The 25,038-nt window shown below is 34.8% G+C and carries 21 protein-coding genes and 1 pseudogene; 14 read left to right on the plus strand and 8 right to left on the minus strand.

What is annotated here, in order from left to right; translation table 11 throughout:
* Positions 1-189: pseudogene (locus tag CW752_RS04180) on the minus strand (3-oxoacyl-ACP synthase); the annotation flags it as partial.
* Between the two features lie 41 nt (positions 190-230).
* On the opposite strand from CW752_RS04180, the gene CW752_RS04185 reads away from it, so the two are divergent.
* The 7 genes from CW752_RS04185 (at position 231) to CW752_RS04215 (ending at position 6,295) form a co-directional block, all read left to right on the plus strand.
* Positions 231-794, plus strand: a complete 564-nt coding sequence (locus CW752_RS04185; RefSeq protein WP_101238514.1) for an acyltransferase — start codon at positions 231-233, stop codon at positions 792-794.
* Positions 795-1,946, plus strand: coding sequence for a glycosyltransferase (locus CW752_RS04190; protein ID WP_101238515.1), 1,152 nt, complete (start codon positions 795-797; stop codon positions 1,944-1,946).
* A gap of 11 nt (positions 1,947-1,957) precedes the next feature.
* A complete protein-coding gene (locus tag CW752_RS04195) occupies positions 1,958-2,512 on the plus strand; it encodes a serine O-acetyltransferase (RefSeq protein ID WP_101238516.1) in 555 nt (184 codons plus the stop codon).
* A gap of 355 nt (positions 2,513-2,867) precedes the next feature.
* The gene (locus CW752_RS04200) at positions 2,868-3,536 is read left to right on the plus strand and encodes a carbonic anhydrase (RefSeq protein WP_101238517.1); all 669 of its coding nucleotides are present in this window, start codon (positions 2,868-2,870) and stop codon (positions 3,534-3,536) included.
* A gap of 22 nt (positions 3,537-3,558) precedes the next feature.
* Entirely contained in the window at positions 3,559-3,858 is a 300-nt protein-coding gene (locus tag CW752_RS04205; RefSeq protein WP_101238518.1) for a hypothetical protein, read from the plus strand.
* A gap of 150 nt (positions 3,859-4,008) precedes the next feature.
* Complete coding sequence (locus tag CW752_RS04210) at positions 4,009-5,601, plus strand: SulP family inorganic anion transporter (RefSeq protein ID WP_101238519.1); 1,593 nt, start codon at positions 4,009-4,011, stop codon at positions 5,599-5,601.
* Positions 5,602-5,659: 58 nt separating this feature from the next.
* The gene (locus CW752_RS04215; RefSeq protein WP_101238520.1) at positions 5,660-6,295 is read left to right on the plus strand and encodes a carbonic anhydrase family protein; all 636 of its coding nucleotides are present in this window, start codon (positions 5,660-5,662) and stop codon (positions 6,293-6,295) included.
* A gap of 147 nt (positions 6,296-6,442) precedes the next feature.
* On the opposite strand, the gene pth is transcribed toward CW752_RS04215, so the two are convergent.
* The 7 genes from pth to mfd form a co-directional block, all read right to left on the minus strand.
* On the minus strand, positions 6,443-7,006 hold the full coding sequence (gene pth / locus CW752_RS04220) for an aminoacyl-tRNA hydrolase (RefSeq protein WP_101238521.1): 564 nt from the start codon (positions 7,004-7,006) through the stop codon (positions 6,443-6,445).
* Positions 7,007-7,091: 85 nt separating this feature from the next.
* The gene (locus tag CW752_RS04225) at positions 7,092-8,021 is read right to left on the minus strand and encodes a hypothetical protein (protein WP_101238522.1); all 930 of its coding nucleotides are present in this window, start codon (positions 8,019-8,021) and stop codon (positions 7,092-7,094) included.
* Between the two features lie 96 nt (positions 8,022-8,117).
* Positions 8,118-8,981 (minus strand): hypothetical protein, encoded by an 864-nt coding sequence (locus tag CW752_RS04230; protein ID WP_101238523.1) that lies wholly within the window; start codon positions 8,979-8,981, stop codon positions 8,118-8,120.
* A gap of 151 nt (positions 8,982-9,132) precedes the next feature.
* Entirely contained in the window at positions 9,133-9,873 is a 741-nt protein-coding gene (locus CW752_RS04235) for a hypothetical protein (RefSeq protein WP_101238524.1), read from the minus strand.
* A 9-nt stretch (positions 9,874-9,882) separates the two neighbouring features.
* Entirely contained in the window at positions 9,883-10,698 is an 816-nt protein-coding gene (locus CW752_RS04240; RefSeq protein ID WP_101238525.1) for a hypothetical protein, read from the minus strand.
* A gap of 7 nt (positions 10,699-10,705) precedes the next feature.
* Positions 10,706-11,524, minus strand: coding sequence for a hypothetical protein (locus tag CW752_RS04245; protein WP_101238526.1), 819 nt, complete (start codon positions 11,522-11,524; stop codon positions 10,706-10,708).
* Positions 11,525-11,894: 370 nt separating this feature from the next.
* Positions 11,895-15,263: a transcription-repair coupling factor gene (gene mfd, locus CW752_RS04250; protein WP_101238527.1), complete on the minus strand. Its 3,369-nt coding sequence runs from the start codon at positions 15,261-15,263 to the stop codon at positions 11,895-11,897.
* Positions 15,264-15,515: 252 nt separating this feature from the next.
* On the opposite strand from mfd, the gene CW752_RS04255 reads away from it, so the two are divergent.
* The 7 genes from CW752_RS04255 to CW752_RS04285 all read left to right on the plus strand — a co-directional run bounded on the left by CW752_RS04255 (position 15,516) and on the right by CW752_RS04285 (position 24,516).
* Entirely contained in the window at positions 15,516-15,911 is a 396-nt protein-coding gene (locus CW752_RS04255; protein ID WP_101238528.1) for a hypothetical protein, read from the plus strand.
* A gap of 178 nt (positions 15,912-16,089) precedes the next feature.
* The gene (locus CW752_RS04260) at positions 16,090-16,419 is read left to right on the plus strand and encodes a hypothetical protein (protein ID WP_101238529.1); all 330 of its coding nucleotides are present in this window, start codon (positions 16,090-16,092) and stop codon (positions 16,417-16,419) included.
* A gap of 135 nt (positions 16,420-16,554) precedes the next feature.
* On the plus strand, positions 16,555-18,054 hold the full coding sequence (locus tag CW752_RS04265; protein WP_101238530.1) for a GH3 auxin-responsive promoter family protein: 1,500 nt from the start codon (positions 16,555-16,557) through the stop codon (positions 18,052-18,054).
* A gap of 69 nt (positions 18,055-18,123) precedes the next feature.
* The gene (locus CW752_RS04270) at positions 18,124-18,486 is read left to right on the plus strand and encodes a hypothetical protein (RefSeq protein WP_101238531.1); all 363 of its coding nucleotides are present in this window, start codon (positions 18,124-18,126) and stop codon (positions 18,484-18,486) included.
* A 92-nt stretch (positions 18,487-18,578) separates the two neighbouring features.
* Positions 18,579-19,814 carry an MFS transporter gene (locus tag CW752_RS04275; RefSeq protein WP_101238532.1) on the plus strand — a complete coding sequence of 412 codons (1,236 nt, stop codon included), beginning with the start codon at positions 18,579-18,581 and terminating at the stop codon, positions 19,812-19,814.
* Between the two features lie 437 nt (positions 19,815-20,251).
* The gene (locus CW752_RS04280) at positions 20,252-22,336 is read left to right on the plus strand and encodes a T9SS type B sorting domain-containing protein (RefSeq protein ID WP_101238533.1); all 2,085 of its coding nucleotides are present in this window, start codon (positions 20,252-20,254) and stop codon (positions 22,334-22,336) included.
* Positions 22,337-22,404: 68 nt separating this feature from the next.
* The gene (locus CW752_RS04285) at positions 22,405-24,516 is read left to right on the plus strand and encodes a T9SS type B sorting domain-containing protein (protein WP_101238534.1); all 2,112 of its coding nucleotides are present in this window, start codon (positions 22,405-22,407) and stop codon (positions 24,514-24,516) included.
* The last annotated feature ends 522 nt before the right edge of the window (positions 24,517-25,038 follow it).

Raw genomic sequence — 25,038 nt, forward strand, 5'->3', positions numbered from 1 at the left:
AAAAATTTTTTCTGAAGATCGTATAGCCATATCCAATACCGTTTCATTTTCCGAAGAAATATGGCGTTGTGTAATCCCTACTTTTTCCTGAATTCTTTCAGAGCTCCATTCAGGAAATTCCCTTTCCAAATCCATATTAGTAAGAACTAACTCTGGTAAATAATATTCTATTTTAGAAATTTTTATCATATAAATTCTTTTCTTTGTAGGAGAAAAACAAATTTATAATAATGATATTTATATATCGCCTCATCTTAAAAGTTCATACAACCTACCACTATCTAATACAGAGAATCTATCTCAAAATTTGTCTTGCTAAAGGATTAAAGGTAGGAAAAAATGTTCGTTTTGTAGAAGTTCCCCAATTTGGCACCGAACCTTTTCTGATTGAAATCGGTGATGAAACTACGTTTTCCAATAATGTAAGATTTATTAATCATGACGGAGGCTATAATGCCCTTCATTTTTTTAAAAAGTATGAAGATGTGAGAGCATTTGGAAGAATAAAAATCGGAAAGCAATGTTTACTCGGCGCAGATACTACCGTTATGCTGGGAGTTGAAATGGGTGATAACTGTGTACTTGGAGCAGGTTCTATTTTAACTACCTCTATGCCTGCCGGGACAGTGTATGCAGGTGTTCCTGCAAAATTCATTTGCACCATTGAAGAATATGGAGACAAGGCATTAAAAAATAATGTTATGTATCCACGAGAACTCGAACTAGACAGACCCAAACTGGAAGCTTATATAAAAGAGCACCTCCCTCATACTTATAAACCCATAAAAAAATAAATGTCTGAAAAAAAGAAAATTCTCATCAGAATTGGTTCCCTGCGACATGGAGGAGCAGAAAAAGTTCTGGTTAATTTCCTCAAAAACCTTCCGGAAGACAAATATGAAGTTGATCTGCTAATCAATTTATATACAGGAATGTACATCAAGGAAGTACCCTCTTGGGTCAATCTATTTTATCTTTTAAAAGGTGAAATGATTACCACAAACAAACCTCATGAAATTCCGGTAAAAGCATTCAGAGTGCTTTATCAAAAAATGTTTCTAAAATTTCCGTCATTATTGTATAAATTTATTTTAAAAAATAAAAGATACGATATAGAAATAGCGGCGATTCATGGGATGTATAAAGAGCTTTTATCCAGCCCACAAAAAGATTCAAAAAAAATAATCTGGATTCAAAATGACATTTTCAATTTAAAGGAATATACTCCGGATATTATCAAACAGTTTTTCAAATTTGATAAAATACTGGTAATTTCCAACAAATTGAAAGAGGAGATGCAAAAGCTTGCAAAAAATGAAAAAGAAAAGCAGGCCGTCATTAAGATCTACAACCCTATTGACAAAGAAGATACTTTACAAAAGGCCAATATGGAAATTAATGATTTCCCTTTTTCTAAAGCTCTTCCCACTTTTATTACTGTAGGAACTGTTTATCCTCAAAAAGGCTATGACAGACTTTTGAATGTCCATAAAAAATTGATTAATGAAGGATTGAACCATCAGATCATTATCATTGGTGATGGTTATGATTTTGAAAATATTCAAGCCCAGCTTAACCAATTGGGGCTTCAGGAAACAGTGAAAATGCTAGGCTTCAGAAGCAATCCTTACCCTTATGTAAAACAATCAGACTTCTATATCATGTCCTCAAGACATGAAGGCTTCCCTACCATTATTGCGGAAGCATTGATTTTGAATAAACCGATAGTTTCTACAGACGTATCCGGAATAAGAGATTTGCTTCAGGATGGGAAACTAGGAATTATCAATTCCAATTCAGAAGAGGGAATCTATGAAGGAATGAAAAAAATTCTCTCTCATAAAGAGCTGGCCGGACAGTATGAAAAAGAAATAGAAAATACAGACCTTCCATTTGTATTACAAAAATCTGTGGCTCGCCTTCAGGAAATTATTGATGAAGTATAAAAGATTTTGTTATGCCAAATTACACAGCAATACAGAAAGATTTTTATAGAGAAAGCGGCAAATGGCTTTCTATATTTCAAATTTGGGCTAAATGCATCAATCCGAATCTTCATTATATTTATGTCTTCAGAAAAGCACAGAAATATAAGAAAAAGTCCATCCCCGGGATGTTTTGGAGATTCACTCTAAGACATTATCAGATTAAGTACGGTTTTCAAATCTACCCCGAAACGGAGATTGGAGAAGGGTTTTATCTTGGGCACTGGGGAGCTCTTGTCATCAATCCCAAAGCTAAGATTGGGAAAAACTGCAATATAGCCCAAGGGGTTACTATAGGACAACAAAACCGTGGAAAAAATGAAGGATTTCCCGTGATTGGTGATGAAGTCTGGATAGGCTCTAATGCCGTTATTGTAGGCAATATTACTATTGGGAACAATGTATTGATTGCTCCCAACTCGTATGTCAATTTTGATGTTCCGGCAGATTCGGTTGTAATGGGTAACCCTGGAAAAATTTTCCCTTCATTAATAGCTACGGAAGGTTATATTAACAATAAAATTTGAGATGTATAACAAAGTGGTTGTCTCAATACCAAATAATTTGAAGTCAAAAGCCTCCTTTTTATTTAAGAATTAAAAATATTTTAATTTTCAAATGATAGATTCTGGTATTTACTTTGTATTTTTATATTGGTTTTTTTAAACATTTGAATGATCAAAGACTAAACCACTGCGCTAAAACAAAGTATACTGGCATATTACATATGATTTTAAGCATATTTTAATATTAAACTTTGTTAAAGGTGATTGATTCTTCTGCAAAAAGTATATTTTTGCATGATTATTGATTTAATCTATTGATTTTGAAAATAATTTAAACGAAACAAATAATTATAAACCTTTTAAAAAATTTAAAATTATGTCACAATCGTACGAAGTTATTTTTGAAAATAATAGAAAATGGGTAGAATCTAAAGTTTCAGAGGACCCGAATTTCTTCCATGAGTTGGCTAAAACTCAGCACCCTGATTATCTATACATCGGATGTTCAGACAGTAGAGCCACAGCGGAAGAATTGATGGGAGCAAAACCTGGAGAGGTTTTTGTTCATAGAAACATTGCGAATGTTGTTAATACTTTAGACATGAGTTCCACAGCAGTAATTCAGTATGCTGTAGAACATCTTAAGGTGAAACATATCGTGGTGTGTGGACATTACAACTGCGGGGGTGTAAAAGCCGCGATGACCCCTCAGGATTTAGGATTATTAAATCCTTGGTTGAGAAACATCCGTGACGTTTACAGATTGCACCAAGCTGAGCTTGATTCTATTGAAGATGAGGACAAACGTTATGACAGACTTGTAGAACTTAATGTTCAGGAGCAGTGCATCAACGTGATCAAGATGGCCTGTGTACAGGAAAGGTATATTTTAGAAGAGCAACCTATTGTACATGGCTGGGTATTTGACCTTAGAACAGGTAAAATCATAGATTTGGAGATCGATTTTGAGAAGACTTTGAAAGACATCCAAAAGATCTACAACCTTACAGGTTCTGATTGGGTAATGAGCAGAAAGACCAAATAGTTTTTCTAAAAAAGAATGTAAAATGAAATTCTGGAGTATTGTTATATTAACGTTTTTTCTGAATTTTACAGCGCTGCCAAGCATTGCTGCGATAGCAGGTTGGAATATTCAGAGAACGAATATAATCATCAATGAAGAAGAACCACATTCTCACCCATCCTCACTTATTGTTTACGAAAAGACTCTTCCGAAACCTTTGGATGTATTCGATCACCTAAAGTTTTCCGAACCTGATCTTCAGGCTGTGTCTTTTGTGCTGGTAGATGATTCCTTTCATTTATCGCCATTACTCACTATATTTTCTCCGCCTCCGGAAGCTTAATTTTTAAGTATAATTAGATTATTTTTTATTCGTTATTCACATCATTCCCTGATTGTGAATATCGTGCATGTGCTTAAAAATTAATTTTCCAATCTTTTATAATTGATTATTTGAGGATCAATCAATCAGTTATAATATTTTCAAAATATCATGAAAAAAACATCTTTATTAGGAGGAATCAAGGAGAATTTCCCTTCCGGGCTCGTTGTATTCTTAGTAGCACTTCCTTTGTGCTTAGGGATTGCCCTGGCATCCGGAGCACCTCCGCTATCCGGGGTCATTGCCGGAATTGTAGGAGGACTTGTCGTAGGTTGCCTTAGTAATTCCAATATATCTGTTTCAGGTCCTGCTGCAGGTCTTACAGCTATTGTTTTAACAGCCATTACAGACCTTGGGGCATTTGAGTTATTCTTATGTGCAGGAATCATTGCAGGACTAATCCAACTCGTTTTAGGGTTTGCAAAAGCAGGAAGTATTTCCAATTACTTTCCCAATAACGTTATTGAAGGAATGCTTGCCGCTATCGGAATTATTATTATTTTAAAACAAATTCCTCATGCCCTTGGATATGATAAAGACCATGAAGGACATGAATCCCTTTTTGATAATGGCATCAATTTAAATTATTTCAGTGAGTTGCTTAAAGATATTCATCCGGGAGCGATTATTATAACCCTTGTTTCTGTAGCCATTCTTATCTTATGGGATAAAATACCGGCTTTAAAAAGGATGAAAATGCTTCCGGGAGCACTCGTTGCAGTAGTTACCGGAATACTTATCAATGAGCTTTTTAAACTATCAGGAAGTTCTTTGGCTATTGGCAAAGAGCATTTGGTTTCTTTACCTGTACCACAATCTTTGAATGATTTTAAAAACCTGATCACGATGCCCGATTTTGCCGGATTTACTAATCCTAAAGTATGGATCGTAGGGGCAACGATTGCCATTGTAGCTTCCATAGAAACCTTACTTTGTATTGAAGCATCAGACAGATTAGACAAGCAAAGAAGAATTACAGATACAAATCTTGAACTGAAGGCTCAGGGAATAGGAAACCTGGTAAGTTCATTTATCGGAGGACTTCCTATGACATCTGTAGTTGTAAGAAGCTCTGCCAATGCTAATGCGGGTGCTACATCTAAAGTTTCTGCCATGATCCATGGTGTATTATTATTAGTTTGTGTACTAACGATTCCTGTTATCCTGAATCTTATACCACTTGCAACATTGGCTGCAGTACTGATTTTAGTTGGATATAAATTAGCCAAGCCTGCAACATTCAAGCATTTCTGGCATCTTGGAAAATTCCAGTTTGTTCCGTTTCTGGCAACTGTTGTGGCTATTGTAGCTACAGACCTATTAAAAGGAGTCGGAATTGGTCTTGCAATCTCTATTTTCTATATTTTGCAGGGAAATATGAAAAGAGCATATTACTTAAGCCGAGAAAAACTGGACGATGCAGACGGGATTAAGATCAAACTGGCTGAAGAAGTTTCATTCTTAAATAAGGCTGCCATCAAAAAAACACTTAAAAATATTAAGCCCAATTCTACCGTAACAATTGATGCCAGAGATACTTCGTATATTACAACAGATGTTCTGGAAATGATACAGGACTTTGCCAACATTCGTGCGAAGGAAGAAGACATCAATGTAGAACTTTTAGGTTTTAAAACTTCATACAGGGATTATGAAAGAAGTCAGGATTCTCACATTCTGATTACTCACAAAAGAGCTATGTAACTCATTTATTATCAATTATTTATTTTTATTTTTTAAATTCGAAAAACAATTAAGCTATATGAAAGCACATACATCCGAAACTCAATCGACAATTACTCCTGAAAAAGCATTAGACTTTCTAAAGGAAGGAAACCAAAGGTTCGTTAACAACCTTAAAGCAAACAGAGATCTATTGGAGCAAGTAAATGCTACACGTGAAGGACAATGGCCTTTCGCAGTTGTTTTAAGCTGTATAGATAGTCGTACTTCAGCTGAGCTTATTTTTGATCAGGGCTTAGGAGACATTTTCAGTATCAGAATTGCCGGTAATTTTGTAAACCAGGACATTTTAGGTTCTATGGAATTTGGTTGTAATGTTGCCGGTTCAAAACTTATTGTGGTTTTAGGCCACACTAAATGCGGAGCCTTAAAAGGCGGACTTGATGCTGCTCAAATTGAAGGCATGGGAATGGATAATCTAAACCACCTGATCAATCATTTTAACCCAATCATCAATGAGGTGATTGAAAAGGACGAAGACCGTTCGTCAAAAAACAGCTCACTGTTGGAAAGGCTAAATCAACAAAATGTAAAAAATGCAATTGCTGATATTCGTAAGCAGAGTTCCACACTTAGAAATCTTGAAGAGCAAGGTAAAATTAAAATTGTGGGAGCTAATTATGATGTTGAAACAGGTGCAGTAACCTGGTTATAAAAATCACCCCCGCATTACAGCTAGTTACAAAAAATTATATAAAAACAAGAGCACAAGCTCAGATAAATTGATTGGAAATTAATTTTAAGCACATCAAAAGGCCATCGGAAATCCGATGGCCTTTATTTATTGATTTCATTTTCCTATTTATTTTCCATTAAATGCAGACATTGTATTACTGATTCCCGCAAAAACAAATGAAAGACTGGCTTTAGAAAATTTTTCAATTCTTTCGGATAGTTTTTCCGTCTCCTCTTCATTCCAGGTGCCCAATACATAATCTACCTGACGTCCAGCAGTAAAATCTGCAGATATTCCAAAACGTAGTCTTGCATAATTTTGAGTTTGCAACACCTCATTGATATTCTTCAAACCATTATGTCCCGCATCAGAGCCTTTTCCTTTCATTCTTAATGTTCCGAAAGGAAGTGCCAGATCATCCGTGATAATCAATATATTTTCTAAAGGAATATTCTCTTTTTGCATCCAGTATCTTACTGCATTCCCGGAAAGGTTCATATAAGTATCCGGCTTAAGAACAAAAACTTTACGCCCTTTATATTTTCCTTCAGCCAGCCATCCAAAATTGGCTGTATTGAATGATGCTTCAAGCGTTTCCGTTATTTTTTCAGCAACTTTAAAACCTATATTATGTCGTGTATTTTCATATTCTGAGCCTTTATTACCTAGCCCAACGATTAAGTATTTCATCAGAAATTTTTTGCAAAATTAAGCCATAAAAAATAAAAAACTCAACCTTGGAGAGGCTGAGTTCAAATATTCTTTAAAAATAATGTTATTGCGGTTTATAAATATAGTTTACTCCATACCCTTTTGTCATATAGGTTTGAGGATCATAACCATAATTTGTACTCAATACAATTGGAGTTGGAACCGGTTGCATTAGGTCTGATATTGTCCTCCTTTTAGGGTTGTTTGGAGATAATATCAAACTTTCTTTATCATTATAAAGTGTAGATAAGAGTCTTGATATCTTATAAACATTTGGTAATAATGTGAATGGACTAATCTTATCATCATATGCAAGAAAATCATAACCTGTTTTTTTTGTAGGAGCTCCCAATGCACCGACTGCCATAGGCCCATAATGTCTTACTACTCTAGCCACATTATCTCCTAAATAAGTATATTTTGTTCTGGAGTAATTAGTGAACACAAATGGCATTCCTGCTACATCCGGACCATTTTTCATCGTGATAGAGTCTAGCTTTGCCGTTGTTGTATTGTAATTAATCTCATACAAAAATTTCTCCTTTCTAAGAAGGGTTTGTGGGCCGGGTGGATTGGGTGGTACTGGAGCCGGTCTTCTGAAAATCGTTCTATTCTCAGAAATTTTCTCCAACTGGTTGTTGTTTTTATAAGTAAACAACTGAGTGTAGGATACACTATCTTTATCCAACTTTCCATTTCCATCCAAATCCAAAAAACCATTAAAAGTAATTTGGCTAATCTTGTCTCCACTGTACATTACATCAGTAACAGAAGCACTGTCTGTAATTACTTTAGTCACAAGAAGACCAGTATAATAATACATTGCTAATGTATCTTTGTCTGTAATTTCTTTATATAAAGCTCTGGGACCAGACAATCCTCCCGTATTATTCAAATCTAAAAGAGGATTTCCATCTTCATCTAATAAGCTTTTGCAGGAATGAATCGAAGAGAAGCCTGCTATTAATAAAATAAAATAGAAAAGTTGTTTCATTTTCTGGTAATTAATTATTTTTTTGACAAATATAATTTTTTTTAAGAGAAATTATATTATTATTTATTTTCTGATAAAATCAATAATGATTTCTTTCTATAAGTTTTTATAAGCAAACGTTACATTTTGATTTTTTTCAATCACCGGGTAACCTTGGTTATCGTAAGAATAACTTTGTGCAGTATTCACACCCGGAGCCGGATCCGGAAGCTTAATATACATTGATGTAGGATTATTCGGAGATGCTTTATAAAAGTTAACAGGATCCATCAAACCACGAATGATAAAAAATGCTTTTGGAAGTGTTGAGTATGGACTTTTTTGAGCATCATAATTTTGGAAACTATATTGGGACAACACCGCTGTGCTCATATCCGGATCTCCGTTAATTTTCAGTAATCCCTTGGAAACTTTAACCTGAGAAATATTTTCTGCAGAATAATCAAAAGCATTTTCAATAAATCCATTGTAGGCACTTATTCCTCCTGTCTTTCTTTTTTCAAGAATCTTAGTAAGTTTTCCTGATGCGTCATACGTAAAAATATAATCACTTACATAGGAAGCGCCGGAGGTAGATGCCGTTGCCACACAGGATGCATTATAAATATTTCCTTTGCTATCTGAAGTCATATCAAAATCATACTTCATCATTCCTGTGGATGCTGAACTCACAAAATTGATTTTCTTAATCGTCTTGTTATTATAAGTAATCGTACCTGTGTAGTATACATTAGATGCGGCATCATTTTTCACTACTGCTTGCTCTAAAACACCCGAAGTAGTGGTATATTCTTCCTGGGAAACGCTATTCGCTGTTACTTTAGTCAGAATTCTTTTAGGTGGCGGACCATCGTCAGGATTCGGTATAGATTCTGTAGGATCTGCTGTTGTATTGCATGAAGCCAGCAGCCCCAAAAAAGCAATACCGGCAAAGATTGTAAGAAAATAGTTTTTTACCATAGAGATTTTTTTAACTCGTTCAAATATAATTCAATTTTTGATAATACACTGTACTTTATTTCAACAAATCCACAAAGAATAGACTTAATAAACAAAAAAAATCTAAAAACATAACGTTTTTAGATTCCTAATTATTGCATTATTATGAAAATTAATACGGCTGCAATACCGATGTTGTCAATACTGATTGCGACATATCGCTATTCAGATAGTATGAATCAACAGCTCTACCGATTCCTAATGTTGTACTGTTTAAAGCCCTGTTGATACAAGCTACTTTAACTTCATATTTATTTTTAGGTATAAGATTAGTCAATGTTGCATTAAGATTAAAGATTTTATAAGCACCACTATCTCCTAATAATACATCTGTTCTGACTGCTTTAAGTTTATTATCTACAAAAATACCACATGCAAAACTCGCCGATGCCGAATAATTATTGACCTTCTGAGCTGTCGTTTGAAATGAAAATGTTACTTTATTGTTAGCATTTGTCACAGAAAAAGTATCAGAAGCTCCCGGAATCACTGCCCAGTTCCCAGCCAAATTATCATTTTCGTTGTAAGGAGTGGAAGATCCACTGTAAGAAAACTGAACTCCTGTCTGATCTGCAACTGTATTGATAGAAAAAAGAGACATACTTCCTTGTCCGTCAGCAATTTTTATATTCTTCCAATCATTGGCTTGCATATCTGCATTATTGTGAAAGATATCACCTGCCGTACCCGCGGATCCTTTCAATAAGTTCGTCCCTCCAGTTCGTAGTTCTTTCCTAACATTTAAATCTCCATTCACATCCAGCATATTAACAGGAGAAGCTGTATTAATCCCGACCTGAGCGTTTACAAATCCCGCACATAGTAAAGAGATTATAAAAAATATATTTTTCATAATTGATTTTTAATTAATAATTGGGTTGAATACTTCCGGCACTTCATATACATCTACCTTCAATGATGATTGTGCAATAAACCCATTAATATTTGTGCTTGTGTTTGTACCTATTGCAAAATTCTTATAGATATCCCCATAAGAAGCCAATCTTGAACAGGCTACACTTACAGTATGGTTACCTTTAGATAAATTTTCAACAATTCCGATCTGATTATGAGTAAGGAAAGGATATAGAGAATTGATAGCCTTCAAATTTCTTTGTCTTAGATTCACCAATTTGTCATCTACAAAAATACCACATGCATAATCGATGGATGTGTCTGTACTTCCATTAGAATTAAAATCAGCCTGCACTACAGTTTCAAATTGAAAATAGGCCTTACTCTGAGTACTGAATACACTAATTGTTTGTGATAATCCATCAATTTTTTTGAATCCTTGAAGGCTGTTAATATCTGCTCCCTTGGTGAAGAGAGCACCTCTGGAAGTAGTTGTATTAGGTTGTTCATAATAAGCAAACCTAATTCCCTGCTTATCTGAAAAAGAGTTATTGAATATTAAATAAAATTTATTAGGCTCATATTCCGGAATACGTAGTGTTTTCCATATCGGAGTATATCCTTCTCCTCGAGAAACCAATAGTTGGTCATTATTTCCCTGAGAAAGAGTATTATCTGTTTCATCAAGAACAGCAATTTTACTTCTGAGATTCAGGTCTCCATTTACATCTAAAGTTGCTTTTGGAGCATTAGTATTTATACCTACTTGAGCGGACAAGATTAACCCTGACGCAAAAAGCAGGCTCGAAAATATTTTTTTCATCGTTTAATTAATTTTTATAGCTTACATATTCAATAACATCCATCTTCATTGTTGATTCCAGAGTAAATGCATTAGATGTACCATTGGAATCCTGAACATTACGTCCTACCGCGAACTGAGATCCGAGATTAGAAGTGTCAATCTTTCTACAAGCGATTTCGATTTTATGTGGCCCCACAGGAACATTAAGTTCCGTATAATTAAGCGTAAAAATATAATCCTGAATTCCACTTTTCCCGGCATTATTATTGGAAGCAACTCTGTCCGGACGCACCGCTACAAGTTTTCCATTTCTGAAAACCCCACAAGTAAACCTGATACTTTCCGATGTTGTAGATACCGGGGCTTTCATTTCTATTCCTGTCTGGAATTGATAAGTAAGTCTGTTTCTTCCATTTTTAATGGAAAAGTTATTTTCAAGGCCGGTAATTTTTGCCCATTTACCTTTGCTGATATCATTGATATCATCTCCAACGCTATTTTTATAGATACCATCGGCTGTAACTCCATTAGAAAGCGTTACAATACCTACCTGATCTGATGACAAATACGAATTAATCAATTTGTACTGTCCCTCTTCCATAAAGGAAACATTCAATGATTTCCAAACCGGAGGCAAACCTTCTCCTTGGGAAACCAAAACCTGGCCGTTCAATCCTGCATTTCCAGCTTGAGTTGAAGTACCACCTACTCTAAGTTCTTTTCGTAAGGTGGTTTTTCCATTGACATCGAGAGTAGACTTTGGTCTGGGAGTCCCGATTCCCACCTGTGCTGTGGCATAGAAAGAAAGAAGCCCAGCTGCGCAACAATATATATTTTTTTTCATAATAAGGACTGCAAAGGTACAAATTATGAATCTAAAAAAAGAACCAACAACAACCTAAACACATAGAAATAAACACATTAGACTATAGAATTAATCACACATAAAAGTAGAATTATTTCTACATAACTCTACTTTTTCAAATTAAAAAATTCCAGATAAGCCTCTAACTCCCTTCTAGATCGAAGATTACCGCTTATTTTTAATCAATAAAAAGTGATATTAATACCTCATAAATGAAGGTATTTCTCTTATAAATGAATATTTTTAAAGAAAAAAATGACAACAATCACAAAAAAACATATAAAAACTTAAGTTTTTATATGTTTTCTATCTTTTGAGTCAAATATTAAATTTTCTGAAAAACAGATGTTTATTGATGTCCTATAATAGCTTTTAATAATACATTCACCTCATCTACGTTTTTAATTTTTTCTTTTCTCATCATAAGCTGGTTACCTTCTTTACCAGATTTCTCCTTCAGTTGAGCTTCAGCCGGATTTCGAGTAAGATAATTAATAATGTGTCTGAATCGGTCGGTTTGATAAAATTTATCTTGCGGGTTACTTGGGAAGTATCCTAAGAATACTCCGTTTTTCATCACAATCTTTTCAAAACCAATGTCTGCTGCAAGCCATTTTAAAGACACACTTTTCAGTAGATTGACAGCCTCTTTTGGTAATGCTCCAAAACGATCAATCAATTCTAACTCAAATTGATGAAGTTCATTTTCGTTGTTAATGTCTGCAATCTTTTGATACAGTAATAATCTTTCTTCCGTATTGGAAATATAGAAGTCCGGTAACATCAGCTCCAAATCCGTATCGATATTCACATCTTTTACTGATTTAAAAAGTTTTTGTCTGTCTTCCTCATTTTCAAAAAGATTTTCAAAATCTACATCATCTTTTAATTCTTCAAGAGCTTCCTGCATTAATTTTTGATAGGTCTCAAAACCCATCTCATTTATAAAGCCACTCTGTTCTGCACCCAACAAATCTCCGGCTCCACGGATTTCAAGATCTTTCATTGCAATCTGGAAACCGCTTCCCAAATCAGAAAACTGTTCAATTGCTTCCAGACGTTTTCTGGCATCAGATGTCATCATATCATAAGGAGGAGTAATCAGGTAGCAAAAGGCTTTTCTATTACTACGCCCTACTCTACCTCTCATCTGGTGCAAATCAGCCATACCGAATCTTTGTGCATCATTAATGAATATGGTGTTGGCATTGGGTACATCTACCCCACTTTCAACAATGGTTGTAGAAACAAGAACATCATATTTACCTTCCATAAAGTCCAGTACATTTTTTTCCAGTTGCTTTCCTTCCATCTGCCCATGTCCCGTGATCACTCTTGCATCAGGAACCAATCTTTGGATGAGGCCTGCGATATCTTTTAAATTTTCAATCCTGTTATTAATGAAATATACCTGCCCATCCCTCTGAAGTTCATATGAAACAGCATCGCGAAGTGTTTCCTCATTAAATCCGATCAACTGAGTATCTACAGGTTGTCTATTGGGTGGTGGAGTTTTGATAACAGATAAATCCCTTGCAGCCATTAAAGAAAACTGTAATGTTCTTGGGATCGGAGTTGCCGTTAATGTAAGAGTATCAACATTGTTTTTCAATGTTTTCAATTTATCTTTCACTGAAACACCAAATTTATGTTCCTCATCAATAATCAATAGTCCAAGGTCTTTAAACTTCACGGAGCTGCTTACCAACTGATGGGTTCCAATGATAATATCTACTTTTCCATTCTTTAAGTCTTCTAACGTTTCTGACTTTTGCTTGGCGGTTCTGAAACGGTTTACATAAGAAACATTAACAGGAAAATCTTTTAATCTTTCTTTAAAACTTCTGTAATGCTGGAAAGCCAGAATAGTAGTAGGAACCAGGACCGCAACCTGCTTTCCGTCGGTTGCAGCTTTAAATGCTGCACGAATCGCAACTTCTGTCTTACCAAAACCTACATCTCCGCAAACTAATCGATCCATCACAGTATCTGCTTCCATATCGCGTTTTACATCTACCGTCGCTTTTTCCTGATCTGGTGTATCTTCGTAGATAAAACTTGCCTCCAATTCGTTCTGTAAATAAGAATCCGGTGTATAAGCAAATCCTTTTGCTGTTTTTCTTTGAGCGTATAGTTTAATGAGGTCAAAAGCGATTTGTTTTACTTTAGCTTTAGTTTTTTGTTTTAAGGATTTCCAGGTTGGAGAGCCTAGTTTACTCAGAACAATTTCCTTTCCGTCAGGACCATTATATTTTGAAATTTTATGTAATGAATGGATGCTTACATATAACAAGTCTCCATTTTTATAAGTAAGCTTAAAGCATTCCTGAATTTTACCATCATTATTTACTTTTACCAACCCCATAAATTTTCCAATCCCATGATCAATATGAGCAATATAATCTCCAATTTTTAAGGACATTAAGTCTTTTAGGGTTAGCTGTTCCGATTTTGCAAACGTATTTTTTGCTTTATATCTCTGGTAACGGTCAAAAATCTGATGATCCGTGTATACCAATAATTTATGTCCGTTATCTACAAATCCTTCATGCAGTTCGGATTTAAAACTTTTAAAAGGAAGCTCATGTTCCAACTCTTCAAAAATAGACTCCAATCTTTCTTTTTGTTTTTCTGTTGAAAAAGAAATCCAGGTATCATATCCATTGCTTTGCTTCTCTTCAAGGTCTTCAATCAGTAATTCAAAATTCTTATGGAAAGAAGGTTGCGGAAGTTGTTCTGTTTTAACTTCTGTTATTTCTTTGATTCCTTCAATGGGAACACTTCCAAAATCAATCGTTTTAAATTTTTTATAATCGAATAAAAATTCCTGATCAGAGATAAAAAGCTCCTGTGGGGTTCTATGAGCTATGTCTTTACTTAAAGTTTCATATTTCTCTAATGATTTTTCATAGAATGTCTTTATTTTTTGCATTCCAACCATTCCATTCCTGGAGACTACCAAACTCTCCTTAGGTAGCAACTGTAGCAATGACACTCTGGTTCCTGTTACTGAAAAATTCATATTGGACACCAACTGAAATTCTTTCACTTTATCTACCGAGAGTTGTGTTTCAATATCAAAAGTTTTAATGCTTTCAACTTCATTTCCAAAGAAAGTAATCCTGTATGGTTTTTCATAAGAGAAAGAAAATACGTCTACAATCCCTCCTCGTACAGAAAATTCTCCCGGCTCTGAAACAAAATCCGATTGCTGAAAATGATAATGATTAAGCAGTTCATCAACAAAGTCAAAATCCAATTGATCCCCAACTTTTATATGATGTGAAATTGCCTTGAAATCTTCTTTCTTTAAAACTTTTTCAGATAAAGCTCCGGCATAAGCCACAATCACTCTTGGTGATCTTCCGGCATTTATTTTATTTAAAACTTCCGTTCTTAAAACAAGGTTAGCATTTTGTGTTTTCTCTACCTGATAAGGTTCGAGGTGAGTTGCCGGGAAATACAGCACTTTATCTTTCCCAAGCAGATCTTCCATTTCCGTATTGGCATATAATGCATCTTCCTTATCATCAACCAAATAAAGAATATTTTTCTTTTGAACTAAAAAAAGTTCAGCTACAAAAATAGAAACTGAAGACCCCGCACTTCCCTTCACAGCAAGGTGCTGATTGTTTTCTAACTGGGTAAAAATCTCTTTTCCGAATTCTTTTTGCATCAGATCAGGAAGAAACTTTTCGTTAATGGATTTTAACTGCATAAATTGTAATGGTATAAACGACAAAAGCGATTTCGGGAGTTTTCCGAAACCGTTTAAACGTCTTACAAAGTTACGGATATTTTTTCCTTTTTATGAAATATTGAAATGCATTCGAATTTAAAATGAACAACTTAGCCCATTTAAATCTTAATTTTTTACTAATTTATTTAATTACACGTTAAAAAAAATTGAATTTTTCTTCATGGCATAGTGTTGGAACTTTAATACGACCAAACATTAATTAAAAATATTATGAAAAAAGCAATTAAAATCTTAGGAGTTTTGATGCTGTTGGTTTTTACAGCATTATCTTTTTCGTCGTGTAGCAAAGATGATGATCCAACGAACAATGATTTCTTTGCAGGAACCTATAAAGGAAGTATTTCTTATAACGATGGAGGCAATACCAATATCAGCACAAATAACGGAAGCGTATTTGTAACAAAAATTGCCAGTGGAACCAAATATAATTTTAGCTTTTCAAATGGCATTCCCGACCTTAACGGAATTGAGTTTGAACAAAAAGGAGATCACACCCTTGTCATGGTGGGATCTACCGCAACTTCTTATATAAGAATTGATAACAGTGAATTAAAAATCCTTTATCTGAAAGATGGCAAGACATGGACAGCCAACTGTACACGTTAGGTTGGCCAATTATATATATCCAATGCCTGTTTTCGTTACGGAAACAGGTTTTTTATTTTCAAAAAAATGCTTTAATTTTTTTTTAAGCTGTAATAAACTTTCGTTAAGTTTCAAAACCTCAATTTTCTAGCCTGCTTTTTGCATATCTTTAATCAAACAAAAATAAACAGTAATTCCTATGAAAAAATTATTATCTGCAATGTCATTAATCTTAGGACTAGGACTTGCCACTGCACAACAGACTGCTCCCGCTACAAGTACAACTGCTCATCCGCCTGTAAAAACAGCAATGAAGACAGCCAAAGCTGCTGAAACAAAAGCCGTAGAAACAAAGGCTGCAAAAACAGCTGAAGTAAAGACAGCCAAAACAGCTAAAGTAGCAGAAGTAAAAGCAGCTCAACCTGCTGTAAAAATGAAAAAAGATGGAACTCCGGATAAAAGATACAAAGAAAATAAACATCTGAAAAAAGACGGGACTCCGGACAAAAGATACAAAGAAAACAAATAAGCATAACATAAACATATAGTTGTTATTTTCATAATCAAATTTCGAAAAAGGCCGATGGACTCGTTTCATCGGTTTTTTTATGTCATACCCAGTTAAAATGATTCCAGATTCTATACTTATTTATAAATTTGGAGCATGTTAAACTTCTTCAAGAAAAATGCAGCGCTTATTTGGGCAAAAAAACATGTCCAAAAAGCAGAGGAATACAAGAAAAACGCAGATAAAAACCAGGAAGACTTATTGCTTTCTCTTATCAATACTGCCCAAAAAACACTTTTTGGACGGGAACATGACTTTGAGAATATTCATTCGGTAAAAGATTTTCAGGAAAGGGTTCCTATTGCAGATTATGAAGATCTAAAACCTTATATCGAAAGAGTAAAAAGAGGTCAAGCTAATATTCTATGGACAGAAACTCCCGAATATTTTGCAAAAACCTCAGGAACAACTTCCGGTTCAAAATATATTCCTATTTCTAAAGAAGGAATGCCTTTTCAGATTGCAGGCGCTCAGAGTGCTCTTTTTCATTATATTGCCCAAAAGAATAATGCGGATTTTGTGAATGGAAAAATGATATTCTTACAAGGAAGTCCTGAGTTGGAAGAAGTATTTGGAATAAAAACAGGAAGATTATCCGGTATTGTTGCCCATCATATTCCAAGTTACCTTCAAAAAAATCGTCTCCCAAGTTGGAAAACCAACACTATGGAGGACTGGGAAGCCAAAGTTGATGAAATCATTAAGGAAACGGAACATGAAAATATGACCCTGATCTCAGGAATACCGCCTTGGCTGATCATGTATTTTGAAAAATTATCTGAGAAACATGGAAAAAAAATCAAGCAATTGTTTCCCAATCTTCAGCTTATCGTGACAGGAGGTGTAAATTACGAACCTTATCGGGATAAAATGGAAGATTTGCTTGGAGGAAAAGTGGATATTATTCAGACTTTTCCGGCTTCAGAAGGTTTTTTTGCCTTTCAGGATGACTATACTAAAGAAGGTCTTTTGTTATTAACAAATCATGGTATTTTCTATGAGTTCATCCCACTCGAAGAATATGGAAAACCCGGAGCCAGAAGGTTAACTTTAAAAGAAGTTGAACTTCATAAAGATTATGCTCTAATTCTTACCACTAATTCGGGGTTGTGGTCTTATTCCATCGGAGATGTGGTAAGATTTATTGATAAAATGCCTTACAGAATATTGGTAAGTGGCAGAACCAAACATTTTACTTCAGCCTTTGGAGAACATGTTATTGCTTTTGAAGTGGAAGAAGCAATGAAAGCTACTTTGGAAAAATATCCGGCTCAGCTTACCGAATTTCATCTTGCTCCGCAGGTAAACCCTACAGAAGGACTACCTTATCATGAATGGTTGATAGAGTTTGAAAAAGAACCTGAAGACTTAGAGTTATTCAGGGATGAATTGGATCAGCAGCTCAGAAATAGAAATACATATTATGATGATTTGATTTCCGGAAATATTTTACAGAAGCTTCACATCATAAAACTTAGTAAAAATGCGTTTCATGAATATGCAAAGTCACAAGGTAAACTAGGAGGGCAAAATAAAACTCCAAGATTAGCCAACGATAGAAACATTGCCAATCTATTAGAAATTTACAAACTTTAAAGACATTTTTTAAATTTCAAAAACGTATATTCGGAAAAAATTATAAATTTGAAAAACTAAACGAAAATAATGAAAGCATCTGTACTGTTAAAATCATCCTTACTTACCTCTTTATTTGTTATTTCATCTTGTGCTACCACAAAATATAGTGAAGATGTTTCAAAGAATAATTACTCTAATTTGGAAGCGGGGAAAACTTATGTTGTAACTATGAGAGACGGGTCTCCAAAACAAAAAATATTTTTCAGAAATATCGTAGGAGATAATCTAGTAGGTACAGCGGGTAAAAAAGATAGTACAGAAGTCATTATTCCTAAAACAAAAGTAGCAGCCGTAAAAGACAGGTCGAAAGCAAGAATTGCAGCGGGTGCAACAATTATTGGTGCTGCCGGAGTTGCAGCATTAGTAATTAGTGCTTCAAGAGCGGACTAAAATAGATTTTATCTTTCAGGATATATTTAATATATCTTTTAAAAAACAATATATGAATAGCCCTAAATAAATTTTTAGGGCTATTTTTGTCCATGATTTCCTTTACCCCGTTAAAAACTTTACAAAATATTGAATTCAGGAATCTCCTTACCGGAAGATTTTTTATTGTTTTAGCTTTCAGAATGCTTGCCACATTGTTAGGATGGTGGGTTTATCAATTAACAAAAGATCCTTTTTCAATAGGCCTTATCGGCCTTTCGGAAGTTATTCCGGCAGTAAGTTGTGCGCTCTACGCCGGACATGTTATTGATATGAATGAAAAAAAGAGATTGCTCCTCATTTGCAATTATGCTTATATTTTCCTCATTGGACTTCTTCTTATTCCTGCATTTCTGAATGTTGAAATGCACTTCACCGGTCATCAGATTACCTATTATATTTATGGAGTGATTTTTTTTACAGGAATAGCCAGAGCTTTTATCGGACCTATAGTTCCCTCTATGATTCCTAAAATTGTAAAGAAAGAAAACCTTCCCAATGCGGTTACTCTTAACCAGGCAACATTCCTCATTTCTTCTGTTTGTGGACACGCTATAGGCGGGCTTCTTATCGGCTATGTTGGGGTAAAGTGGACATTAGTCGTTATTCTATCTCTAATATTTATTGCATCATTATTCTTTTGGCAACTTCGTCAACAACATTCGGAGTATAAAAAAGCAAGTATTAATGTGGCAGACAGTATGCGTGAAGGAATTTCCTATATTTTTAAAACAAAAGAAATTTTAGGAGCGCTATGTCTTGATATGTTTGCCGTACTTTTTGGAGGTGCGGTTGCCATGATTCCTGTTTTTGCAACGGATATTTTAAATTCCGGAGCTGAAGGATTTGGCCTTCTGAATGCAGCTTCAGACATTGGTTCAATGTGTATCATTACCATTTTATCAATCGTTCCTTTGAGGAAAAATCAAGGGAAGATATTATTGGCAGTAGTGACCGGTTTTGGACTTTGCATCATTGGTTTTGGATTATCTAAACTATACTGGCTATCTTTCATGTTCCTGGTAATGAGCGGGATGCTGGATGGGATATCCGTAGTAATCCGCGGAACTATTGTACAACTTAAAACTCCTGATCACATTAGAGGTCGCGTTTTGAGTGTTAATTCAATTTTTATCATGTCCAGTAATGAGATGGGTCAATTTGAAAGCGGATTGATGGCCAAGTTATTAGGAGTAGTACGCTCTGTTGTATTTGGTGGAACCATGACTGTTTTAATTGCTCTTATCGTAGGAAGTACAAACCCGAAACTGAGAAAAATGCAATATTAATCCTGACAATACATTTTAAACAAGTTTTTTTCTGATAATTTTGATGATTACTTCATTAAGGCATTCATAAAACCAGCTTTCATTTAGTAAATTTTTCTAATTTTTATTTAAAACGTAATATTAATTCAATTAATATTAAAAAATATTCAAAACAAACGCTAAATAAGTAATAAATTCGCAATGAAATAATATTTTTTATATATTTGAATATAAAAAATTATTTCGCTATGAACACTTTTATCCTTTTTATAAGATCCTGATTATTTCGGGTAATTTTTCGGCATATAGAACATCATAACCATTGTAATGGTTAAAAACTTGTCAATCAAACTATACAATTTATTTCAAGACTAATGTATAAAATTAGTTAATGTTCAGTTTGGGATTGAAACGCATTTAAAATAAACAACTACTGTCATCCAAAAAATACATATTTGATGAAAAAAAAACTACTACTTCTAATAATATTATTTCTATCACAAGTTTCATACGCACAACAAGATTGCATTACAGCATTAACAGTTTGTAGTAATTCTGATATATCATATACTCCTGATGGACCGGGAGTTCAGGAATTACCTGATGGAAATTGTGGTATTTTTACAGAACGATATTCTGTCTGGTATCGATTTACAATTGCCACCGCCGGAACCTTAACCTTCACAATTACTCCTCTCCAAACCTCAGCAACAGATTATGATTTTTATGTATGGGGCCCCAATGTAAATTGCAACAACAAAGGAAACACGATTAGATGCAATACATCATATACATTAGGTGCTACAGGCCTTAATATGACTACGACTTTCCCATATGCAGGTGCAGGCACAGGAAATAATGGAGATTGGTGTAAATACATGGATGTTTTACCGGGGCAAACTTATTATCTCTTAGTCAATAATTTTAGCCAGAATACTAATGGATTTTCATTGACCTGGGGAGGAACCGCTACTTTATTAACTCCATTTAACAATCCTGTACTAACCCCACATCCATTCGTACCTCCGGGTATTCCTAATGCCAATCCTGCGAATCCCAACGAAGTCCTTGTCTGTACAGATCCGGCAGTTTTTGATTTTAGCAGCTTATCTTCCGGTATTATCAACGGAAATCAAGATTTTGTAGTTAGCTATCATTTAAATCAGAATGACGCGCTCTCAGGAAACAATCCTATTACGATACCTCAAACTGTAAATACAACCACTACTTACTACTATAGCATACACTATCAGGACCCTACTAATCCCAACAATCCTGTTAATTCCTGCAGGCAAATTGGAAGATTTAAATTTACATCGGGAGCTATCACAGCGAATGATGCTACTTTGACAATGTGTAACAATAATAATGTGGGAACTGCAGTCTATAACCTGACAACAGCTAATGTATTTAATGGAACCGGAACAAAAAAATATTATCCCACCATGGCCGATTTAAATGCCGGCACCAATGAAATTACAAACCCATATACATATACCTCTTCAACAAATACTGTTTATGTTTTGGTAACAAGCCCTGTGGGATGTACTGCCACCGCAAGGATCAATTTAAATTTCTATCCTTTGGTAGTAGTCACTGACGCAGCTTTAAGAACCTGTTTTATAGAATCAAATCCATCAACAGGTACATTTAATCTTACGAATGCTTCGGTAACAACCCAAACCGGCATCACCAAAAGATACTTCCCTTCTTTAACAGATGCACTTAATGCAACCAATGAAATCATGAACCCTACAGCATATGTTGCTCCAAACGGCGTAGTGTATATAAGAGTAACAGATACAAATGGATGCTACTCTGTTGCCAAGGTAACCCTCACTGTACTCCCTCCCGTAAAATCTGACGTTTTAATTGATAAAATCATCTGCATAGAAAAGAGAACATCTTTGGATGCAGGACCGGGATTCAATAGTTATGAGTGGAGCACAGGTGCAACAACCCAGGTGATCAACAATGCAGGAGTAGGAACTTACTGGGTCAGATTAAGAACAGGAGATTGTATCACAACCCAGACTGTAAAAATATACCCGTCAGAAAATCCCGTCATTACTAATATTGACATTTCAAACAATACATTAACCGTAAATGTTATCGGAGGAACTCCCAATTACAAATACTCTATGGATAATATAAGCTGGCAGGATTCCAATGTATTCACCAATATCACAAGAGGGAATCATAAAGTTTATGTAAAAGATGCTTACGATTGTAATCCAATTTCAGTTTCAGTAGTGCTTCCTAATCTGATTAATGTCATTACGCCAAACGGAGATGGAATCAACGATGTGATTGATTATTCTGCACTTGCAGATAAACAGAACCTGGTATTAAGTATTTTCGACAGATATGGCACTAAAATACATCAAGGTGATAAAACCAACGGATACAAATGGGATGGAACAATTGCCGGAAAAAAGATTCCTACCGGTACTTATTGGTATTCCGTAACGTGGAATGAGAATGATAAAATGAATACTTCATTTAAGTTTTCAGGATGGATTATGGTTAAAAATAGAGAATAATATTCAAAACCATCTTAAAAACAGTTTCAATACAATTAGAAAAATTTTGTTTCGAAAAAAAAACAGCAATGAAAAAGGTATTATTTCTTTTAATCTTATTTATATCACAAGCATATTATTCACAATCCGATTGTGTCTCTGCTATCCCAGTCTGTGGAAATTCTGACATTTCCTATACGCCGTCCGGCCCTGGAGCCATAATAGAAGTCCTGAATCAAAATGGCGGATGCCTGTCTACTAATGAGCATTATTCGGTTTGGTATACTTTCACCGTTTCAACTTCAGGAACACTTGCTTTTACCATTAAACCCAATAAACAATCTGATGATTATGACTTTGCCGTGTATGGCCCTACAACTAATGGATGTAATTCATTACAAAATGCACAGCATGTTTTTGTCACCCCAACAAGGTGTAATTATTCAGGGACACCAGGAGATACAGGATTAAGTTTAAATATAGCTCCCGGCAGCTCCAACAATGGACAATGGAGCCCTTATATGAATGTACTTGCAGGCGAAACCTATTATTTAATAGTAGATAATTATACCAAATCCGCCAACGGGTTTGCTTTGATCTGGTCCGGGACAGCCAGTCTAAATTCACCTTTTAATAATTCTACTCTGGCTCCTTATCCGTTTCTTACTCCGGGAATACCTACCGCCAATACGAATGATCCAAGTCAGATTATGTTATGCAACCTACCCGTTCAATTTGACTTTTCAACCCTTACGGCAGGAATCCTCAATGGAAACAGTTCAGATTTTAAAGTAAGCTATCATAATAACACCAACGATGTTCTTACAGGAAACGCTCCTCTTACAACAGCAATGGTAAATGGAACAACAACTTATTATTACAGAATTGTATATAAAGACCCTAACAACCCTAATAATCCTATAAACGGGTGCTTTATTACCGGAAAATTTAAATTTGTAAATGCCAGTATCACCGCCAATCCTGCAACTGTTTATTCCTGCAACAATAATGGAGCAGGTACTGCAAAATTTGATCTGACAACAGCCAGTGTTTTCAACGGCACAGGAGCCATCATTAAGTACTATCCGACAGCAGCCGACATGAATGCAGAAACCAATGAGATCACTAACCCTACCAACTATGTTTCAGCCGAAACTACAATATATGTAAAAGTAATCTCTCCATTTGGATGTAAGGCGACGACAACGATCCAGTTACAATTCTACCCGGTAGTCACATTAAAAGAAGCGGAACTTAAAGAATGCTATATTGAAAACAATATCACTTTCTCAACATTTGATCTTACAAAAGCAAATATTGGAATTCCCAGCCCTACTCCAGCCGGAACAGTTATTAAGTATTACAAAACATTAACGGATGCACAAAATGAGACTAATGTAATTTTAAATGCCAATAACATCCTTTCAAATGATGCAACGATGTATGCCAGGGTTACCAATGAAAGACAATGCTATGCTATTACCAAAATCAATCTGAAAGTGCTACCTCCTGTAAAATCTACTGTTTTAAAGAATAAAGTAATTTGCGCCGAAAATAAAACAACCTTGGATGCAGGACCCGGATTCGACGGATACGAATGGAGTACAGGAGCAACCACCCAATCCATTAATAATATAGGTATTGGAGCTTATTGGGTAAAACTGAAAACAGGAAAATGTTTCACACTTCAGGAAGTAAAAGTTCAAGCCTCCTTATTACCAGTTATTTCAAGCCTTGAGATATCAAACAACACCGTTAAAGTTAGCGCTACCGGAGGTACTCCTCCATATATGTATTCTAAGGATGGTGTTAATTGGCAAGAGTCTAATATTCTGACAGGATTTCCTAGAGGTGAGAATACAGTTTATGTAAAAGATTCATTCAATTGTACTCCTGTTCAGGTTACCATCACAATTCCGAATCTCATCAACGCAATCACTCCTAATGGAGACAACGTTAATGATGTCATTGATTATTCAGCCCTGGCTTATAAAAAGAATCTTGTATTTATTGTATATGATAGATATGGCAACAAAATCCATGAAGCCAACAAGATAAGAAACTACACATGGAACGGAACTGCTTTTGGTAAAAAAATTCAAACAGGAACCTACTGGTATACAATCTCATGGAATGAAAGCAATAAAGACAATACCGAAACGAAATATTCAGGATGGGTATTAGTAAAAAATAGAGAATAAATTGATATCACCTTTATAAAAATCGCCTCAATTGAGGCGATTTTTTTATGCGTTCATTCTAAAAACATGCATTTAAAAAATTTCTAGTTTTTAGTCATAAAATTCTAATAATCGGTAAGAAAACACCCACAATGGATTCTAAAATCCTAATGATTAAATACACTTTATCAATCAGCATAAGATAGACAGAACACAATTTCAGCTTTCATAAACTCATAAGCACAATTAATTACAAATCATCTTTTCATTAAATATATCTCAAAATCTTTAATTTAACGTTAATAATTTTTTATATTTGCTATAAAATAGCCGCTTATGAATAAACTTTTACTAATTTCATACTTCCCCGTGACAAATTTTGGGGTAAGGCCTCAAAATTCCATCAGTAAAGCCTTAGAACAAGCCGGCATTCCATAATGTAAAATGGAGACCATCACAAAAACTCCTTTTCTATTTTTTAAAAATGGATTTGGACAGGGTTTTGAGTTGGTGTTTATACATTAAATATTATGAAATTTTTTG

The sequence above is a fragment of the Chryseobacterium sp. PMSZPI genome, assembly GCF_002835665.1.
Lineage (GTDB): Bacteria > Bacteroidota > Bacteroidia > Flavobacteriales > Weeksellaceae > Chryseobacterium.

What these genes read in the sequence shown, in the direction of transcription:
- CW752_RS04205 (WP_101238518.1), top strand. Translation starts at nt 3,559, where the DNA reads ATGAAATTCTGGAGTATTGTTATATTAACGTTTTTTCTGAATTTTACA.
- CW752_RS04275 (WP_101238532.1), top strand. Translation starts at nt 18,579, where the DNA reads ATGATTTCCTTTACCCCGTTAAAAACTTTACAAAATATTGAATTCAGG.
- CW752_RS04265 (WP_101238530.1), top strand. Translation starts at nt 16,555, where the DNA reads ATGTTAAACTTCTTCAAGAAAAATGCAGCGCTTATTTGGGCAAAAAAA.
- CW752_RS04270 (WP_101238531.1), top strand. Translation starts at nt 18,124, where the DNA reads ATGAAAGCATCTGTACTGTTAAAATCATCCTTACTTACCTCTTTATTT.
- CW752_RS04200 (WP_101238517.1), top strand. Translation starts at nt 2,868, where the DNA reads ATGTCACAATCGTACGAAGTTATTTTTGAAAATAATAGAAAATGGGTA.
- CW752_RS04260 (WP_101238529.1), top strand. Translation starts at nt 16,090, where the DNA reads ATGAAAAAATTATTATCTGCAATGTCATTAATCTTAGGACTAGGACTT.
- CW752_RS04230 (WP_101238523.1), bottom strand. Translation starts at nt 8,981, where the DNA reads ATGGTAAAAAACTATTTTCTTACAATCTTTGCCGGTATTGCTTTTTTG.
- CW752_RS04280 (WP_101238533.1), top strand. Translation starts at nt 20,252, where the DNA reads ATGAAAAAAAAACTACTACTTCTAATAATATTATTTCTATCACAAGTT.
- CW752_RS04240 (WP_101238525.1), bottom strand. Translation starts at nt 10,698, where the DNA reads ATGAAAAAAATATTTTCGAGCCTGCTTTTTGCGTCAGGGTTAATCTTG.
- CW752_RS04225 (WP_101238522.1), bottom strand. Translation starts at nt 8,021, where the DNA reads ATGAAACAACTTTTCTATTTTATTTTATTAATAGCAGGCTTCTCTTCG.
- CW752_RS04210 (WP_101238519.1), top strand. Translation starts at nt 4,009, where the DNA reads ATGAAAAAAACATCTTTATTAGGAGGAATCAAGGAGAATTTCCCTTCC.
- CW752_RS04255 (WP_101238528.1), top strand. Translation starts at nt 15,516, where the DNA reads ATGAAAAAAGCAATTAAAATCTTAGGAGTTTTGATGCTGTTGGTTTTT.
- CW752_RS04235 (WP_101238524.1), bottom strand. Translation starts at nt 9,873, where the DNA reads ATGAAAAATATATTTTTTATAATCTCTTTACTATGTGCGGGATTTGTA.
- CW752_RS04285 (WP_101238534.1), top strand. Translation starts at nt 22,405, where the DNA reads ATGAAAAAGGTATTATTTCTTTTAATCTTATTTATATCACAAGCATAT.
- mfd (WP_101238527.1), bottom strand. Translation starts at nt 15,263, where the DNA reads ATGCAGTTAAAATCCATTAACGAAAAGTTTCTTCCTGATCTGATGCAA.
- pth (WP_101238521.1), bottom strand. Translation starts at nt 7,006, where the DNA reads ATGAAATACTTAATCGTTGGGCTAGGTAATAAAGGCTCAGAATATGAA.
- CW752_RS04190 (WP_101238515.1), top strand. Translation starts at nt 795, where the DNA reads ATGTCTGAAAAAAAGAAAATTCTCATCAGAATTGGTTCCCTGCGACAT.
- CW752_RS04215 (WP_101238520.1), top strand. Translation starts at nt 5,660, where the DNA reads ATGAAAGCACATACATCCGAAACTCAATCGACAATTACTCCTGAAAAA.
- CW752_RS04185 (WP_101238514.1), top strand. Translation starts at nt 231, where the DNA reads ATGATATTTATATATCGCCTCATCTTAAAAGTTCATACAACCTACCAC.
- CW752_RS04195 (WP_101238516.1), top strand. Translation starts at nt 1,958, where the DNA reads ATGCCAAATTACACAGCAATACAGAAAGATTTTTATAGAGAAAGCGGC.
- CW752_RS04245 (WP_101238526.1), bottom strand. Translation starts at nt 11,524, where the DNA reads ATGAAAAAAAATATATATTGTTGCGCAGCTGGGCTTCTTTCTTTCTAT.